The sequence below is a fragment of the Virgisporangium aurantiacum genome (genome assembly GCF_016863635.1).
Taxonomy (GTDB): Bacteria; Actinomycetota; Actinomycetes; order Mycobacteriales; family Micromonosporaceae; genus Virgisporangium; species Virgisporangium aurantiacum.
Genome location: NZ_BOPG01000003.1, coordinates 36,037 through 52,736 on the forward strand (window position 1 = coordinate 36,037; position 16,700 = coordinate 52,736).

Here is a 16,700-nt window from a genome sequence, read left to right on the forward strand (position 1 = left end):
TTGAAGGACGGCGCGGACGATGGCGGGGTGCGAGTCGTGGATCCGGCCGGGTGGCCGTGGACGGTGCACCGCCGCTGGCTGCCGTGGCGTCCCCGGATCCACCGCGCGGTGGCCCTCCTCTGGTCCCGGGTGGACGCCGGCGACGACCTCACATTCGTTATGGGTCTGTTGCCGAGCATGCTCCTGTTGCCGGTGCTGCTGGTCGAGTGGACGCTGCTGATCGCGCTGCTGCCGTTCGCGGTGCCGGCCCGGTTGCTGGTCCGCCGGTGGACCGTGGAGGCACACGGCCGCCGCGGCGACGGCATGCTGGTGCGCTACTCCGCTGTCACCACCGGGCATGCTCTGCGTGACACCGCGGCGGCGGAGATCCGCCGTGCGGGTGCCCCGTCGTCACTGGGCGAGCCGATCGTGACGCGGGTGGCCGCCGACGACGTCACCGATCTCTCCCGCGACCGGCTGTGCGACGGCGGCGAGGTCACCGTGGCGTGCCTGGTGCAGGGCTACGGCACGGCGAAGTCCCGGGACGGCTGGATCGCGGGCCGGCTGACGGCCGTACCCGGGTGGCTGTCCTTCCAGCCGGACGGCGGCCACGCGCCGGCGACCTGGCCCCTCCTCGGCAGCGACGACCCACAGCTGGCCCTGGCCGGCGCGGACGACCGCCCCGCGGTGGGCCGGCGCGTGATCGCGTCGTACGAAACGCCGATCGGCCGCTTCCGCGTAGCGGTGGACCCGCACGTCGGCCCGCTACTGCGCGACCTGCTGGCGGCGGGCGCCGAGCCGTTCAGGCCCGACGTCGCCTGGACCATGTGGCGCCGCGACAACGCCGGCACCGTACGCGAGATAGCGAGGTTCGGCTCCCGCGCCGACGCCGAACTGCTCGCCGAGAACCTCGCCGCCAGGGGCGCCCGCCAACTGTTCTGGCTCGCCGCCACCCCCCGCTAACCCCCACCCCCGAGTCGATCTTGCAGTTGTGGTGCCCGTCAAAGCCGCCCGAACGGCCCCGAACCCGGCACCACAACTGCAAGATCGCCGGACACGGCGACGCGCACGCGGACCGCGGGGCGGATCTTGGACTCCTTGCGGTGCTATGGCACCTCATGCAGTCCAAGATCCGGATGACCCGACCTCGACGCATGCTGAAGGAAATTTCCGTCGCCGCCGACCGACCGGTTGGTCTTTGACATCCATCGATATCCATCGCTATCGTTCTGTCTGCCTAGCGATCCTTCAGGGAGGCAGCGGTGCGCCATCAGACTCTTTTCCGTAGCGGGCGCCTGGGTGCGCTCGCCCTCACTCTCGTCGCCGGGATGATCGCCGGCACGGGCCTGCCCGCGCAGGCGGACCCCGTACGGCAGGACGATCCGTCCAACACCTGGTCGGCAGATCTGGTCACGATCGACGACGACGACACCAACGTGACGAACGTCGACGGGCGACTGCGACTGGCCGATCTCACCAGGACCCCGGCGAGCCTGCGCCGTCCGGTGCCGGAGGGCATGCTGGTCACCGCCACCCATCAGCTTGCCACCCCCGCCGACCTCGTCACGGCCGATTACAAGGGGGTCGGGCCCGGCGCGGGAGCGGGCACCGGCGTCACCATCGAGGTGCGCGGCCAGCAGGCCGACGGGGAATGGGGCGAGTGGCGGGAGGCCGGCACCGCGCTGTCGGAGCCGACGCTCCTGGTGCAGGTCCGGGTGGTGCTGACGGGTGCGAACGCCACGATCGGGGAACTGGCCCTGTCGGCGACGCTCACGGCGTCACCGAAAACCCACGCCGCGACGCCCGGCCTGACCTACCGCGTTTTCGCCACCCGCGAAGGTCTCGTCGGGGGCACCACCGCGAACGGGCACGTCATCACGAGCCGCGACCACTTCGTGGCGTTGCCGTCGCGGCGCGGGCTGGCCGCGCGGAACGCCGGCGACTACACGGTGAAGGTCTGCACCACCAGCGGGACCCTGCGCTGCGAGTACGCGCCGGTCTGGGACGTAGGCCCGTGGAACACCACCGACGACTACTGGAACCCGTCGGCCACCCGCCAGTCGTGGAAGGACCTGCCGCAGGGCAGGCCGGAGGCGCAGGCCGCGTACCAGAACAACTACAACGGCGGTGAAGATCAATTTGGACGCCAGGTGGCGAACCCGGCCGGCATCGACCTCGCCGACGGCACGTTCTGGGACGGCCTCAAGCTGACCGACAACTCCTGGGTGAACGTGTCGTACCTGTGGACCGGCACCGGTTCCCGCGCCACGCTCGGCAACGATCTCCTGAACATCCGCCCGTCGGCGAGCACCTCGGGCACGGCGCTCGGCTACGTCGCCCCGTATTCGCGGGTGCCCGTCGAGTGCTTCGCCACCGGCACGACGGTGACCGGCACCTACCGCACCAGCAACCAGTGGGACCGCCTGGCCACCGGCCAGTTCATCAGCCACGCCTACGTCGCGAGCATCACGGGCGGTACCGTAGCCGCGTGCTGACGGACGCCTGGGAAGCTGCCGATCCGGTCTGGCGCGAGTGCTTTCTCCTCGCGTGGGAGTCGTTCCGGGTCGGCAGCATTCCCGTCGGCGCGGTGCTGCTCGGCCCGGACGGCGCCGTGGTCAGCCGGGGCCGGAACCGGTTCAACGAGTCGGTCGCTCCGCCCGGCGAGATCGCCGGCAGCTACATCGCCCACGCCGAGATCAACGCGCTGGCGACCCTGCCGCGCGGCGAGTACGGCGACCACGTCCTGTACTCGACGCTCGAACCGTGCCTGCTGTGCAGTTCCGCGCTGCGCTTCAGCCACGTCGGCACCGTCCGCTACGCGGCCGAGGACCCGTTCTGGCACGGCATCGACCGCCTGCCCGACGTCAACGAGAACATCGCCCGCCGCTGGACCCGGCGCGAAGGCCCCCTGAAGAGTCCACTGAGGACACTCGGTGCGGTACTGCCGCTGGTCTCGTCGGTGGAGCGCGACGTCCGGTCGGTGATCGCCGTTCACGAGCGGGAGATGCCCGAGGTGTTGCGGCTCGCCCAGCGGCTGGCCGGCGAGCCCGCGGCCCGGCTCCGCACGCTGACGCTCGATCAGGCCGCGAGCGAGATCCTCGGCAGCGCCTCGTCGTAGCGCCGGAGAACCAGGTCCGTCACGGCCGGGTGGGTGATGAGCGGCGCGGTGACCGCGTCGGCGCCGGCCGTGTACAGGGAACGGTGGAAGAGCCCGTCGACGAGGAGGTACGCCGCGACGGTGATCCGCGCGGCGCCTTGCGCGCGGAGCGCGGCCACCACGTCGGGTACCCGTGGCGTCAGCGAGGGGCTCGCGTACGCGACGTGGCACGGGAACGGCAGGGCGTCGGCCACCGCGGCGACGTCGGCCCGGCCGCGCGGATCGCTGGAACCGGCGGCGGCCAGCACCACGGCGTCGGCCGGGCCCGCGGCGGACGCGCGGTCGGCCAGCGCGACGCGGTCGGCTAGCGCGGCCACCAGCCGGTCGTCGTACAGCGGCGGCGCGGCGACCACCGGTGTGCCGGCGGTCGCCGACGCGATGTCGACGCGGACGTGGTATCCGGTGGTCAACAGCAACGGCACCGCGACCGCCGGCGCGTCCACAGTGGACACCACCGAGGCGAGGGACGGCTCCTGAACGTCCACATAGGACAGCCGGACCGGCAGGGTCGGTCGGCGGCGGGAGAGCCGCGCCGCCAGGGCATGGATCTGGGCCTGACCGGCCGCTGCCCGCGTACCGTGCGCCACGAGGATCAGCGTCACGACGGGTCCCCACTTCGTGGTGACCCGCCCTGACCGGGGCGACTCTGCCTAATGGTGCCCTCGCGCAAGCGCTCGGTCACGAATCCACCCGCAACCGGTAGCCGCGCTTCACAACCGTCTCGATGAACCGGCCCGAACCGAGCGCCGCGCGCAACCGCGCGACGGCGACATCCACGGAGTGGCCGTCGGTTCCGCCCGGCAGCGCGGTGGCCAGCGCCGCCCGCGAGACAACCGCTCCGGGACGCGATGCCAGCGCGCCGAGCGCGGTCATGCTCGCCGGTGCCAGCATCCGCACGTCGCCGTCGACGAGCACGGCGTGGCCCCGGATCTCCAACTCGCACCCGGCGACGCGTACCCGCCGGGCCCGCCGGGGCAGTTCGTCGGTGACCGAGCGCACCATCGCGCCCAGCCGCGACCGGGCCGGCACCAGCGCGGGAACGCCGGCGTTCACCAGCGGCGCCGCCGTCACCGGCCCCACGCACGCGGCGACCACGCGGCCGTCGAACGCGCGCAACAGCGCGGGCCCGTCGGAGCCGGCGACCTCCAGCAGCGCGTTGACGGCCGGCGCGCTGGTGAACGTCACCGCGTCGACCCGGCCGGCGAGCACCTGCTCGACCAGCCGCCGCACCGGCGCGGGATCGTCGGGCAGCCGGTACCGGTACACCGACACCTCGACGACGTCGGCGCCGGCCGAGCGAAGCGCGTTCACGAAGTCCATCTGGACGCCGCCGTGCAACTGCACCGCGATCCGCCGCCCGGCGACGCCCTCGGCCAGCAGCCGCTCCTGAATCTCCTCGCACGACTCGCTGGGCGCCGACCACACCTCGCTCAGGCCCGCCGCGCGGATGGCGCCGCACGGCTTGGCCCCGCGCGCGATCAGCGCGGCCCGCGCGAGGCCGGCGCGCAGCTCGTCGCCCAGGCCCCAGCCCTCGGCCGCCTCCAACCACCCGCGGAACCCGATGCCGGTGTTCACCACGACCAGGTCGGGCGCGTTGTCGATGCACTCGCGGGTGGCCTCGTGCAGCGCCTCGTCGTCGAGCAACGGGACGTGTGTGATGACGGGCACACTCACCACCCGGGCTCCGCGGCGTTCCAGCAGCACGCTCTGTTCGTCGCGACGGCGCTCGGCGGTGACGGCGATGGTAAAGCCGGTCAACGGGGTGTCGCCGGGCGCCCCCGTGCGGCGCCCGGACAACTCCTCATCGGCTCCACTCATCTCTGAGAGGCTGACGACCCGCCGTTTCCACGTTGGCTCCTTCGTGTTACCACGGTGGAAACCGTGCCTCACCATCGTCGCCCGCCGGTCGCGAGATCTTTCTCAACGCACCGAAACGATGACGGAACGCAGGGGCAACTCCGGGTGCCGAACATCACCCCATGACTTCGGTGGCGACGCACTGCCCGTACTGCTCACTGCAGTGCGGCGTCACCATGCGCATCCAGGCGGCGCCCCGCCCGCCGCTGCTGGAGCCCGACGACTTCCCCACCAACCGCGGCGGGCTGTGCGCCAAGGGCTGGAGCGCCGCCGAACTCCTCGACCACCCCGACCGCCTCACCACCCCGCTCGTCCGGGACAACGGCGAACTGCGACCGTCCACGTGGGACGAAGCACTCGATCGGGTGACAGCGGCCATCAAAACGGCGCAGGCCCGGTACGGCCCGGAGTCGGTCGGCTGCTTCGGCGGTGGCGGTCTCACCAACGAGAAGGCGTACCAGTTCGGCAAGTTCGCCCGGGTTGCCCTGCGCACGCCGTACATCGACTACAACGGCCGGTTCTGCATGTCGTCGGCGGCGACCGCCGGCAACCGCGCGTTCGGCGTCGACCGCGGGCTGCCGTTCCCGCTCGCCGACATCGCAGGCGCGCAGACCGTGCTCCTCGTCGGCAGCAACCCGGCCGACACCATGCCGCCCGCGATGCAGTACTTCGACACGGGACGCGCGAACGGCGCCGCGCACATCGTCGTCGATCCGCGGTACACGGCCACGGCGAAGGGCAGCACGCTGCACCTGCAACCGACACCGGGCACCGACCTGGCGCTCGCCAACGGCCTGCTGCACATCGCGATCCGCGAGGGGTACGTCGACCAGGCGTACGTCGACACCCGGACCTCCGGGTTCGCCGCGGTCCGCGCCGCGGTGGCGGCCTACTGGCCGGACCGGGTCGAGCGGATGACGGGCGTGCCCGTCGCGCACCTGCGGCGCGCGGTCGAGCTGCTCGGCACGGCGCGGTCGGCGATGATTCTCACGGCCCGCGGCGCGGAGCAGCACCGCAACGGGACGGACACCACGCAGGCCTGGATCAACCTGGCGCTCGCCCTCGGGCTGCCGGGCCGCCCGTACTCCGGGTTCGGCACGGTCACCGGGCAGGGCAACGGGCAGGGCGGCCGCGAACACGGCCAGAAGGCCGACCAGCTACCGGGTTACCGCCGCATCGACGACCCGGCGGCGCGCGCGCACGTCGCGGCCGTCTGGGGCATCGACCCCGACGACCTGCCCGGCCCGGGCGTCTCGGCGGTGGAACTGCTGGACCGGTGCGGCCGGCCGGACGGCGTACGGGTGCTGCTCGTGCTCGCGTCCAACGTGGTCGTCTCCGCGCCGGACCGCAACCGCGTGCGCGAACGCCTGGGCGCGCTGGACCTTCTCGTCGTCTCCGATTTCTTCCTGTCCGAGACGGCCGCGCTCGCCGACGTCGTGTTCCCCACCGCGCAGTGGGCGGAGGAGGACGGCACGATGACCAACCTGGAGGGACGGGTGCTGCGCCGCCGCCGCGTCCTCGATCCCCCGCCCGGCGTCCACGACGACCTGACGCTCATGTCCCTGTTGGCCGAACGCCTCGGGCATTCGTTCTCGGCGGATCCGCGCACCGTCTTCGACGAACTGCGCCGCGCCAGCGCCGGCGGGATCGCCGACTACGCCGGCATCTCCTACGAACGCGTCGACGCCGAACAGGGCGTGTTCTGGCCCTGCCCGTCCGACGACCACCCCGGCACCCCGCACCTGTTCGCCGACGGGTTCCCCACGCCGGACGGCCGCGCGCGGTTCATCCGGGTCGACCACACCGAGCCGGCCGAGACGCCCGACCGCGAGTTCCCGTACGTGCTCACCACCGGCCGCGTCATGCAGCAGTACCAGAGCGGCAACCAGACCCGGCGGGCCCGCTCGCTGCACGCCAGCGCCACCGACCCGAAGGTCGAACTGCACCCGGATCTGGCCCGCCGCCTCGGAATCGACGCGGCCGACCTGGTGGAGCTGCGCACCCGGCGCGGCCGCGCGGTGTTCCGCGCACTGATCACGAACACGATCCGCCCGGACACCGTGTTCGCGCCGTTCCACTGGGGCGGCGAGCAGAGCGCGAACGCGTTGACCGATCCCGCCCTCGACCCGCACTCGAAGATGCCCGCGTTCAAGGTGTGCGCGGTCGCGATCACCCCCATCAAGGAGGACCGCTGAATGCAGTCGACACCACGCTTCCTGCAAGGTGTCTTTCCCTTTACGGGAAAGGGCCTCGACGCGCCGGTCACCCTTGACGCGGCACTCGCCTACACGGTTCCCCGTGGCGTCACCGCACAGGCCGTCTACATCCGGGCCGGCAACGCCACCGACGAACTCGTCTGCCTCGTGCTGACCCGCGACGGCGCGCCGATGCGGTACTTCCCGGTCGGCGCGAAGGCCGACACCCACGTGTCGCTCCGCGTCGTGGAGGACCTCATGAGCGGCACGGTGATCGAACTGCTGCTCGCCGCGCCCGAGGGTCTCACCGGGACGGTCGTCGTCGACCTCGGTCTGGTGGAGGTCTAGATGCGACGGCTGGTGGTCATCGGCAACGGCATGGCGGGTGCGCGGACGGTCGAGGAGGTCCTCAAGCGCTCCGACGACTTCGCCATCACGATGTTCGGCGAGGAGCCGTACGGCAACTACAACCGGATCCTGCTCAGCAATGTGCTCTCCGGTGCCGAGGAGGAGGCGGGCATCTTCCTGAACAGCCTCGCCTGGTACGCCGAGAACGGCATCGACCTGCGCGCCGCGACGCGCGTGGAGCGCATCGACCGGCACGCGCGCACCGTGTACGCCAGCGACGGCTCCACCACCCACTACGACAAGCTCATCATCGCCACCGGCAGCACGCCGTTCGTGCCGCCGATCGAGGGCATGCGCAACCCGAAGCGCGGCTTCCATCAGGGCGTCTTCACGTTCCGCACCATCGACGACACCCGCGCGATGACCCGCTACGCCCGCGACCACGAGCGGGCGGTGGTCATCGGCGGCGGCCTGCTCGGGCTGGAGGCGGCGCGCGGGCTGCAGGAGTACGGCGTCGCCGTGACCCTCGTGCACAACCTGAGCCACCTGATGAACGTGCAACTCGACGCCCAGGCGGGCGCGATCCTGCGCAGCAGCGTCGAGAAGCTCGGCATCACCGTCGAACTCGACGCGATGACCCAGGCGGTCGTCGGCGCGGACAAGGTCGAGGGCGTGCGGTTCGCCGACGGGCGCACGATCCCGTGCGACATGGTGGTGGTGGCCGCCGGCATCCGCCCGAACACCGAGGTCGCCCGGGCGAGCGGGCTGCCGGTCGAGCGGGCCATCGTCGTCGACGACCAGTTGCGCGTGGCCGACGAGTCCGACATCTACGCGGTCGGCGAGTGCGTGCAGCACCGCGGCGCCACGTACGGCCTCGTCGCTCCGCTGTGGGAGCAGGCGACCGTGCTGGCCGACCACCTCACCGGCGCCAACCGGGACGCCGCGTACCACGGTTCGCGCACCGCCACCAAGTTGAAGGTCGCCGGCGTCGACCTCGCCGCGATGGGCGTCACCGGTCCGGAGCGCGACGACGACGAGTTCGTGGTGTTCTCCGAGCCGCGGAAGGGCGTGTACAAGAGCGTCGTCATCCGCGACGACCGGCTCATCGGCGCCACGCTGCTCGGCGACGTCGGCAAGGCCGGTTTCCTGATGCAGGCGTTCGACCGCGGGCTGCCGCTGCCCGAGGAGCGGGCGAAGTTGTTCTTCGACCTCGGCGGGCCGGCCACCGAACTGGAGCCCGCGGAAATGGACGACGACGCGCAGGTGTGCAACTGCAACGGCGTCAGCAAGGGCGCGATCTGCGCGACCGTCCACAGTGGAGTGAAGACGGTCACCGGCGTGATGGACGCGACCCGGGCCGGCAAGGGCTGCGGCTCCTGCAAGTCGCTGGTGCAGCGGATCGTCGACTGGGCCGCCGGCGGCGCGGCCGAGGAGGACCCGGCGGCGAACTGGTACGTGCCCGGCGTCCCGCTCGACAAGCCCGCGTTGATGGACGCGATCCGCGCGCGGAACCTGCGCAGCGTCTCCGCCGTGTTCGACGCGCTCGCCGGCGGCCGGCAGGACGCGAAGAGCAAGATGGGCCTGGTCTCCCTGCTGCGCATGATGTGGGGCGACGAGTACGAGGACGAGCGCGGCGCCCGGTTCATCAACGACCGCGTGCACGCCAACATCCAGCGCGACGGGACGTTCTCCGTGGTGCCGCAGATGAAGGGCGGCGTCACCACGCCCGACCAGTTGCGCCGCATCGCCGACGTGGCCGACAAGTACCGCGTCCCGATGGTGAAGCTCACCGGCGGCCAGCGCATCGACCTGCTCGGCATCCGCAAGGAGGACCTGCCGAAGGTGTGGGCCGACCTCGACATGCCGTCCGGGTACGCGTACGGCAAGAGCTTCCGCACGGTGAAGACCTGTGTGGGCAGCGACTTCTGCCGCTTCGGCGTCGGCGACTCCACCGCGCTGGGAATCGCGATCGAGTCGCGGTTCCAGGGGCTGGAGAGCCCGGGGAAGCTGAAGCTCGCGGTCACCGGATGCCCGCGCAACTGCGCCGAGGCGTACGTGAAGGACCTCGGCGTGGTGGCCATCGACGGCGGGAAGTGGGAGATCTACGTCGGCGGCGCGGCCGGTGCCCACATCCGCAAGGGCGACCTGCTGGCCACTGTGGACAGTGCCGACGAGGTGATGACGCTGGCCGGCCGCTTCATCCAGTACTACCGGGAGAACGCGAACTGGCTCGAACGCACCTACTCGTTCGTCCCGCGCATCGGCGTCGACCGGATCCGCGAACTGCTCGACGAGGACGGCGAGGGCCTCGACGAACGCGTCGAGGAGGCCGTCGCCGCCTACAAGGACCCGTGGAAGGAGGGCGCGGAGCCGGCCAGTCCCGGCCAGTTCCGCACCTCGCTGCCGCTGGTTCCGCTCCCCCTGGTTCCGGTGCGGTCATGAAGCTGGGTCCCGTTCGAGACCTGCCCCAGGGCGAGGGCCGCACCTATCCGGTCGACGGCGACATGGTGGCCGTGTTCCGGCTGCACAACGGCACGATCCGCGCGGTGTCGGCGGTCTGCCCGCACGCCGGCGGACCGATCGCCGACGGGCTCATCGACGACGACGTCGTGATCTGCCCGCTGCACCAGCACATCTTCGAGCTCGCCACGGGCTGCTCGAAGAGTGGCCAGCCGGCGCTGCGCGTCTACGACGTGCGGGTCGACGCCGACGGAGATCTCTTCATTCAAGGGGAGCGCGCATGCTCGACGTAGCGGTTGAACGCAAGGGTTGGATCTCCCACTGGAATCCCGAGGATCCGCTGTTCTGGGAGACCACGGGCCGCAAGGTCGCCCGTCGCAATCTGATCTTCTCGATCTTCGCGGAGCACATCGGGTTCTCGGTCTGGCTGCTGTGGAGCATCGTCGTGGTGCGCCTCGGCTCGGCCGGCTGGGACCTCAGCGTGAGCCAGTCGCTGTGGCTCACCGCGGTACCCAGCGGGGTCGGCGCGTTCCTGCGCCTGCCGTACACGTTCGCGGTGCCGATCTTCGGCGGACGCAACTGGACGGTCGTCTCCGCGCTGCTGCTCGTGGTGCCCTGCGCCGGCCTGGCCTGGGCGGTCGAGCACCCCGAGATCGGCTTCGGCGGGCTGCTCCTGGTCGCCGCCCTGGCCGGCGTCGGCGGCGGCAACTTCGCGTCGAGCATGGCCAACATCTCGTTCTTCTACCCGGAGCGGGAGAAGGGCTGGGCGCTCGGGCTCAACGCGGCCGGCGGCAACATCGGCGTCGCCGTGGTCCAGTTCGTCATCCCGAAGATCATCGTTCTCGGCGGTGGCTTCGCGCTCGCGCGGGCCGGCCTCTTCTACATCCCCCTCGCGGTGATCGCGGCGGTCTGCGCCTACCTGTGGATGGACAACCTCGCCGAAGCCAAGGCCGACGTGAAGCCGGTGCTGTCGTCGCTGCGGCACACCGACACCTGGATCATGTCGCTGCTCTACATCGGGACGTTCGGCTCGTTCATCGGCTACTCCGCGGCGTTCCCGACGCTGCTGACCGCGGTGTTCCACCGGTCCGACATCGCCCTGGAGTGGGCGTTCCTCGGCGCCGGGATCGGCTCGATCAGCCGGCCGCTGGGCGGGCGGCTCAGCGACCGGATCGGCGGCGCCCGGGTCACCGCGGCCAGCTTCGCCGCGCTCGCCGCCGGCGCCTACCTCGGGCTCTGGTCGGTGCAGCACAAGAGCCTCGGCGTCTTCTTCGTGAGCTTCATGTTCCTGTTCGTCGCCACCGGTATCGGCAACGGCTCGACGTACCGGATGATCTCGCGCATTTTCCAGGTGAAGGGCGAGGACCTGGGCGGGTCACCGGAGACGATGCTCAGCATGCGCCGGCAGGCGGCGGGCGCCCTGGGCGTCATCTCGTCGGTGGGTGCGTTCGGCGGCTTCCTGGTGCCGATCTGCTACGCGTGGTCCCGGTCGACGTACGGCAACATCGAGCCGGCCCTGCGCTTCTACGTCGGGTTGTTCCTCGTGATGCTGGCGGTCACCGTGTTCGCCTACCTGCGCGGCGGTTCTCGGATGGCCCGCGCGGGCGTCTGACCGGGCGCCGGGGCATGATTGCCGGGTGAACGACAGGAACGGCTGGCTCGCGCTCATCGAGGAGAACCCGGGCCACTCGCAGTGGTACATCGACCGGTTCCGGAAGCTCGCCGACGAGGGCACCGACCTGCACGGCGAGGCCCGGCTCGTCGACGCGATGGTGGGCCGCGGCGCGCGGATCCTCGACGCGGGTTGCGGCCCCGGCCGGGTCGGCGGCTACCTGGCCCGGGCCGGTCACGACGTCACCGGGGTCGACCTCGACCCGTTGCTCATCGCGGCGGCCCGGGTCGATCATCCGGGTCCCCGGTGGCTGGTCGGCGATCTCGCCGAGCTCGACCTGCCCGGCGCGGGCTTCGACGTGATCGTCTGCGGCGGCAACGTGATGACGTTCCTCGCGCCCGACACGCGGCGCCCGGTGCTGGGTCGCATGAAGGACCATCTGCGCGACGGCGGTCGCGCCGTGATCGGGTTCGGCACCGGCCGCGGCTACGAGGTCGACGACTTCGTCGCCGACGCCGGCTCCGCCGGCCTGGCCCCGGATCTCATGCTCGCCACCTGGGACCTGCGGCCGTACCGGGACGGCGCCGACTTCCTCGTCGCCGTTCTCGCACCGGAATCCTGAACAGACGCCGAACGGCCCGGCTCCCTGGGTGGGAACCGGGCCGTTCGATGATCGTTCGGTCTACTCGTTGACGACCGTGTAGTGCGATGCAGCCGTGATCGGACTCGTCTGCGAGGCCAGGACATCGGTGACCGTGACCGGGCAGACACCGGCGTAGACGGCGGCGCCCAGGCCGCCACTGCCGACGGCGACGGCGGCAAGGTCAGGAACCGTGACCGTCATGGCCGTGGCGGTGGTGGTTGAGGCGGTGAAGCCCGCGGGCGCCACCTCCACCCCGCAGAACTTCACGGACCACTTGGCCGGATCCTTGAGGTCGGCCAGGACGGTCGGGAAGTTGGTTCCGCTGATCACCGTGGAAATGTTCGTCGCGTTCGCCCGGCCCGCGGGCACACTGAGGCCGGTGACGGTCGGCGCCGAGACAATCGCGATGCCGGTGTCGGCAACCAGGAAGGACTTCGACACACCGTCCTGGCTGATGGTGACCGTGTTGTCGCCCGCCACCATGCCGGACGCGGTGGTGAACGTCATGGAGTTGCCGACGCTTCCCGCCGTTGACGTCCCGAGCGGGGTCGTCCCGTCCTCGTCCGCGTAGACCTTGATGTTGGTGCCCGGCTTGCCGCCCATCGACGCCGCCAGACCCGCGGTCGAACGGGGGTCGAACGCGTAGGTGGAGAGTGCCTTGATCCGGACGACCTGGCCACCGCCGGTCGAGAAGCGCCGCGCCTGCTTGGTCACGTCCGCGATGGACACGCTGTTGTCGTTGATCACCGGCCGCTCGGCCGCGGTCGCGAGGATCGCGGGCGCCCCGACGAACGTGACACCGCCGGTCTTCTTGAGCTTGTCGCCGTTGACGAAGTTGATCACGATGTCAGCGGCGGCAGCAACGGCACAGGTGTTGGGTGTCTTGACGCTGATCACCGTGGCGCTCTGGACCACGTAGGTGGCGATCGCGGTGCAGGCGCCGAGGTCGACGCTGGCAACGTTGTCTTCCGAGAGCGCCGGCACGCCGGCGCCGCTGACGGTGAGCGTGATGACCTGTTTCGCCGTCAGGGCGGCGAGCTTGCCGCTGGTCGGCGACGTGGCGATGGTTCCGACCAGGTCGGCCGCTTGGGCCGGCGCTGGCAGGAGTACACCCACCAACGTGGCCGCAAGGGCGCCGGCCGCCACTGCGGTGCCGCCTAAACGCCGGCTGGGTATGGCGATGTGCATGGAGCAGGTGTCCTCTCGGTGCTGAACGGCGGCCATTTCGGGCCGTATTCAATCTCTGTGTGACCGAAAGTAACATTCCAAATACAACGAGTGTCGAGATTCGCTCGTAGTCGCAAGGCACCGCTCCCGCGGGCACGGCGAGGACTAACGTCTGGTCCGACTAATCCTTCGTCCTGAGGAGGAACGGATGGCCTCGGTCCTGAACCCGTACATCAACTTCGACGGCAATGCCCGCGAGGCGATGCAGTTCTACGAGAACGTGTTCGGCGGCGACCTCACCGTGAACACGTTCGGCAGCTTCCCAGGCGCCGACGCGTCGATCGCCGACAACGTCATGCACGCCATGCTCACCACCCCGAGCGGCTTCACGCTCATGGGCTCCGACGGGCCGCCGGGCCAGGAACTCAAGGCCGGCAACAACTTCACCATCAGCCTCAGCGGTGACGACGACGCCGAACTCCGCGGCTACTGGGCGAAACTCGCCGAGGGTGGCGAGGTCACCATGCCGCTGGAGAAGCAGATGTGGGGCGACGTGTTCGGCCAGTGCGTCGACCGGTTCGGCGTCGCCTGGATGGTCAACATCACGCAGCCGCAGTAACCGGTCGCGTCGCCCGCAGGAGGGCGGCGCCGCCCGCCACCAGCAGGGCCGCGGTCAGCGGCGTCACCGGCAGCACGATCAGCGTCGCCGTCCGGCCGGCCAGCAGCCCGCCGAATCCCACCGCCGAGAACCCGAGCACGCCGAGCGTGCACAGCACCATCCCGCCGATCGCGAACCCGGTACCCCGCGCACCCACCGTGGTGGCGCGGGGCCGGTCGGCGCCGCGGAACGCGGCCACCAGTGCGGCCGTCAGGGCGACCAGCACGCCGAGCCACACCGGACGCAGCAGCCACCACGCGCCGGAACCGACCGCCGGCAGGGTGACGCCCACCGCCAGCACGGCCGCCGTCGCCAGGAACATCGCGGTCAGGTGCCACAGGAACGCCGTCATCGCCAGGCCGTTCGCGGCGATCACACCGCGCCAGACGGCGGGCCGGTCGAGCCAGCGGGTCACCGGGCCGCGCAGCAGCATCGTCAGCCCGATCAGCGAGACGGCGCACATCGCGAGCGCGAACGTCGGCGGCGACATGTTCGACACCTTCTCGCCCGGCATGCCGACCATCGACGTCGGGTACGGCCCGACGGTGGTGCACAGCACGGTTCCGGCCAGCCCGGTCACCAGCAGCACCAACGGCAGCCGCCGGTTCCTGAAGAGGCCGTCGGCGTAGAGGAAACCCACCTGGTGCACGCCCAGCCACACGAAGGCCAGATTCAGAAAAGCAACATAGGGGACGTCGTAAGCGAACCGCGCCACGTCGACCAGCCCGGCCGCGGCGCCGAACGCCAGCGGTACCACCGGCGCCCACCGCCCGCTCCAGCGGTGCAGCCGCAGCATCGCGGGTGCCAGTGCCACGATTCCGAGGTACACGCCCACGAACCACAGCGGCTGGGCCACCACCCGGGTCGCCAGCTTCAGCACGCCGGTGTCGGCGCCGAGCAGTTCGATCAGCAGCGCCAGCACCAGCCACACGCCCGCGAACACCGCGGTCGGCCGCAGCAGCCGGCCGGCCCGCGACCGCACGAAGTCGGCGTACCGCCCGCCCCGCCGCTCCAGCGACGCGCACGCCGTGGCGTGCGAGAACCCGCCGACGAGGAAGAACACCGGCATCACCTGGAGCAGCCAGGTCACCGGCTGCAGCGCCGGCTGGACCGCCAGCAGGTTGGTGGCGCGCACCGAGCCGTCGGCGCCGACCACGACCACCGCCATCAGCCAGTGGCCGAGCACCACCACGCCGAGCGACAGCACGCGGAGCAGGTCGATGTACCGGTCCCGGGTGACCGGGGTGGCCTTCGCGAGCGTGGCGACGTTCATCATGCCGATCAGCGTCGCTTTTCCGGAGCGACCGGGCACCGGCGCCGGTGCTCAACCCGCCTAGGTACCGGTGCTCAACCTGTCGCGGAGGTCGGCGGCCTCGGCCTCCAACTGCTCGTCGGGAATCGGCAGGGCCGCCGCCGCGGCGGCGGCCAGCGGGAACGGCCCGCCCGGTACCGGGTCGGCGATGTACCGCGGGATCAGGTGGGTGTGCAGGTGCGGGACGGTGTTGCCGAGCGTCTCGTAGTTCAGCTTCAGCGGGCCGTAGTGCGCGATCAGCGCCCGGGCGACCGTGAGCACCTCGGCCCAGTAGCCGGCTGCCTCGGCGTCGGAGAGTTCGGTGGGCTCGGTGACGTGCCGGTCACCGCGCCAGATCACCAGCGTGTACCCGCGCTGCACGCCGGCCCGCTGCAGGTACGCGTCGGTGAACTGTCCACTGTGGATCCGGACGCCGTAAGCGTCGCGCTCCGGCCGCCCGCCGTTGCACATCGGGCACGCCTCGCCGCTGACCAACGCGTCCCAGTTCTTCGGCCACATCGCGCTATGCCGCCGTGACGCTGTCTGCCATGACCCGGGTGACGCGCTCGGCCGCGATCCGGGCGTCGAGGCCAGCGCGGTCGAGATTCGCGCACAACACCACGGTCGCGCCCACGGACAGCGGGGTCAACAGCCATTTGAACGGGTGCTCGTGCTCGTTCGCGTCGATCAGCACGCGGTCGCCCGGGTGGAGGTCCCACCGCCCGGCGATCTCGCCGGCGAGCCGTCCCCACGCACCGAAGCTGGTGCCGTCGGCGCTCGCCGCGTCGGACGGCCGCACCAGCCCGTAGGCGGGCAGCGTGCCCGGATGTTCAGCCATCGCGGTGACGAGGTCGCGGTATCCGTCGGGCACATCGGCGAGCGGGGCACCGCCGGGGGCGAGGCCCAGCACGAACCGGTGCCGCGCGTCGGGAACGTCGTCGAGCCAGTCGTCGATGCGGGTGCGCTCGACGAACACCGCGTCGAGCAGTTCGCCGTCGGTGCTGTCGAGCGCCTTCAGGCCCGCCGTCGCCGACAGCCGGAACGACAGCGCCGCGCCGACCGACCAGGCGCCCAGGATCACCGCGGCGGTCTGCCAGTGCGGCGGGACCTTCACCGCCACACGGGCACCGGCCCGCAACCCGCACCCCTCGCGCAGCAGCCGCGCCACCCGGCCCGCCAGTTCGCCGAGCGCGGCGGCGGTGAGGTCGCGCCGTTCACCCGTGCGATCGTCGTAGAACGTGAGCATCGGCCGGTCGGCCACGTGGAGGTCCGGGGAGAACAGCGCGGGGACGCTCATGAGAGGACCCTACTTGAGAACCAGCTGAGAGCCGAT

Annotated in this window: 16 protein-coding genes; 10 read left to right on the forward strand and 6 right to left on the reverse strand. The window is 71.3% G+C overall.

Annotated elements, in window-relative coordinates:
* Nucleotides 1-27: 27 nt before the first annotated feature.
* The 3 genes from Vau01_RS00840 to Vau01_RS00850 all read left to right on the forward strand — a co-directional run bounded on the left by Vau01_RS00840 (nt 28) and on the right by Vau01_RS00850 (nt 3,097).
* Nucleotides 28-942: a hypothetical protein gene (locus Vau01_RS00840; protein WP_203985869.1), complete on the forward strand. Its 915-nt coding sequence runs from the start codon at nt 28-30 to the stop codon at nt 940-942.
* A gap of 299 nt (nt 943-1,241) precedes the next feature.
* A complete protein-coding gene (locus tag Vau01_RS00845) occupies nt 1,242-2,474 on the forward strand; it encodes a DUF8814 domain-containing protein (RefSeq protein ID WP_239151196.1) in 1,233 nt (410 codons plus the stop codon).
* Nucleotides 2,468-3,097 carry a nucleoside deaminase gene (locus Vau01_RS00850; RefSeq protein ID WP_203985872.1) on the forward strand — a complete coding sequence of 210 codons (630 nt, stop codon included), beginning with the start codon at nt 2,468-2,470 and terminating at the stop codon, nt 3,095-3,097. The genes Vau01_RS00845 and Vau01_RS00850 overlap by 7 nt, the downstream gene beginning before the upstream one ends.
* Here the strand turns inward: Vau01_RS00850 and Vau01_RS00855 are convergent.
* Complete coding sequence (locus tag Vau01_RS00855) at nt 3,058-3,738, reverse strand: sirohydrochlorin chelatase (protein ID WP_203985874.1); 681 nt, start codon at nt 3,736-3,738, stop codon at nt 3,058-3,060. The genes Vau01_RS00850 and Vau01_RS00855 overlap by 40 nt on opposite strands.
* A 76-nt stretch (nt 3,739-3,814) precedes the next feature.
* Nucleotides 3,815-4,954, reverse strand: coding sequence for a uroporphyrinogen-III synthase (locus Vau01_RS00860; protein WP_203985877.1), 1,140 nt, complete (start codon nt 4,952-4,954; stop codon nt 3,815-3,817).
* 161 nt (nt 4,955-5,115) lie between these two features.
* On the opposite strand from Vau01_RS00860, the gene Vau01_RS00865 reads away from it, so the two are divergent.
* The 6 genes from Vau01_RS00865 to Vau01_RS00890 are packed head-to-tail and all read left to right on the forward strand — an operon-like array spanning nt 5,116 to nt 12,230.
* Nucleotides 5,116-7,188: a molybdopterin oxidoreductase family protein gene (locus Vau01_RS00865; protein ID WP_203985880.1), complete on the forward strand. Its 2,073-nt coding sequence runs from the start codon at nt 5,116-5,118 to the stop codon at nt 7,186-7,188.
* On the forward strand, nt 7,189-7,536 hold the full coding sequence (locus Vau01_RS00870) for a molybdopterin oxidoreductase (protein ID WP_203985882.1): 348 nt from the start codon (nt 7,189-7,191) through the stop codon (nt 7,534-7,536).
* The gene (gene nirB, locus Vau01_RS00875; RefSeq protein ID WP_203985885.1) at nt 7,537-9,978 is read left to right on the forward strand and encodes a nitrite reductase large subunit NirB; all 2,442 of its coding nucleotides are present in this window, start codon (nt 7,537-7,539) and stop codon (nt 9,976-9,978) included.
* Nucleotides 9,975-10,289, forward strand: coding sequence for a Rieske (2Fe-2S) protein (locus tag Vau01_RS00880; RefSeq protein WP_203985888.1), 315 nt, complete (start codon nt 9,975-9,977; stop codon nt 10,287-10,289). Before nirB ends, Vau01_RS00880 begins: the two co-directional genes overlap by 4 nt.
* The gene (locus Vau01_RS00885; RefSeq protein WP_203985892.1) at nt 10,277-11,608 is read left to right on the forward strand and encodes an MFS transporter; all 1,332 of its coding nucleotides are present in this window, start codon (nt 10,277-10,279) and stop codon (nt 11,606-11,608) included. Before Vau01_RS00880 ends, Vau01_RS00885 begins: the two co-directional genes overlap by 13 nt.
* Nucleotides 11,609-11,633: 25 nt before the next feature.
* Nucleotides 11,634-12,230, forward strand: coding sequence for a class I SAM-dependent methyltransferase (locus tag Vau01_RS00890; RefSeq protein WP_203985894.1), 597 nt, complete (start codon nt 11,634-11,636; stop codon nt 12,228-12,230).
* A 60-nt stretch (nt 12,231-12,290) separates the two neighbouring features.
* On the opposite strand, the gene Vau01_RS00895 is transcribed toward Vau01_RS00890, so the two are convergent.
* Nucleotides 12,291-13,439 (reverse strand): hypothetical protein, encoded by a 1,149-nt coding sequence (locus tag Vau01_RS00895; RefSeq protein ID WP_203985896.1) that lies wholly within the window; start codon nt 13,437-13,439, stop codon nt 12,291-12,293.
* Between the two features lie 187 nt (nt 13,440-13,626).
* On the opposite strand from Vau01_RS00895, the gene Vau01_RS00900 reads away from it, so the two are divergent.
* Nucleotides 13,627-14,037, forward strand: a complete 411-nt coding sequence (locus Vau01_RS00900; RefSeq protein WP_203985899.1) for a VOC family protein — start codon at nt 13,627-13,629, stop codon at nt 14,035-14,037.
* Here the strand turns inward: Vau01_RS00900 and Vau01_RS00905 are convergent.
* The 3 genes from Vau01_RS00905 to Vau01_RS00915 are packed head-to-tail and all read right to left on the reverse strand — an operon-like array spanning nt 14,021 to nt 16,664.
* Nucleotides 14,021-15,352 (reverse strand): acyltransferase family protein, encoded by a 1,332-nt coding sequence (locus tag Vau01_RS00905; protein ID WP_203985902.1) that lies wholly within the window; start codon nt 15,350-15,352, stop codon nt 14,021-14,023. The genes Vau01_RS00900 and Vau01_RS00905 overlap by 17 nt on opposite strands.
* 57 nt (nt 15,353-15,409) lie before the next feature.
* Nucleotides 15,410-15,886 (reverse strand): HIT family protein, encoded by a 477-nt coding sequence (locus Vau01_RS00910; RefSeq protein WP_203985905.1) that lies wholly within the window; start codon nt 15,884-15,886, stop codon nt 15,410-15,412.
* 4 nt (nt 15,887-15,890) lie between these two features.
* Entirely contained in the window at nt 15,891-16,664 is a 774-nt protein-coding gene (locus Vau01_RS00915) for a TIGR03089 family protein (RefSeq protein ID WP_203985908.1), read from the reverse strand.
* Nucleotides 16,665-16,700: the final 36 nt, after the last annotated feature.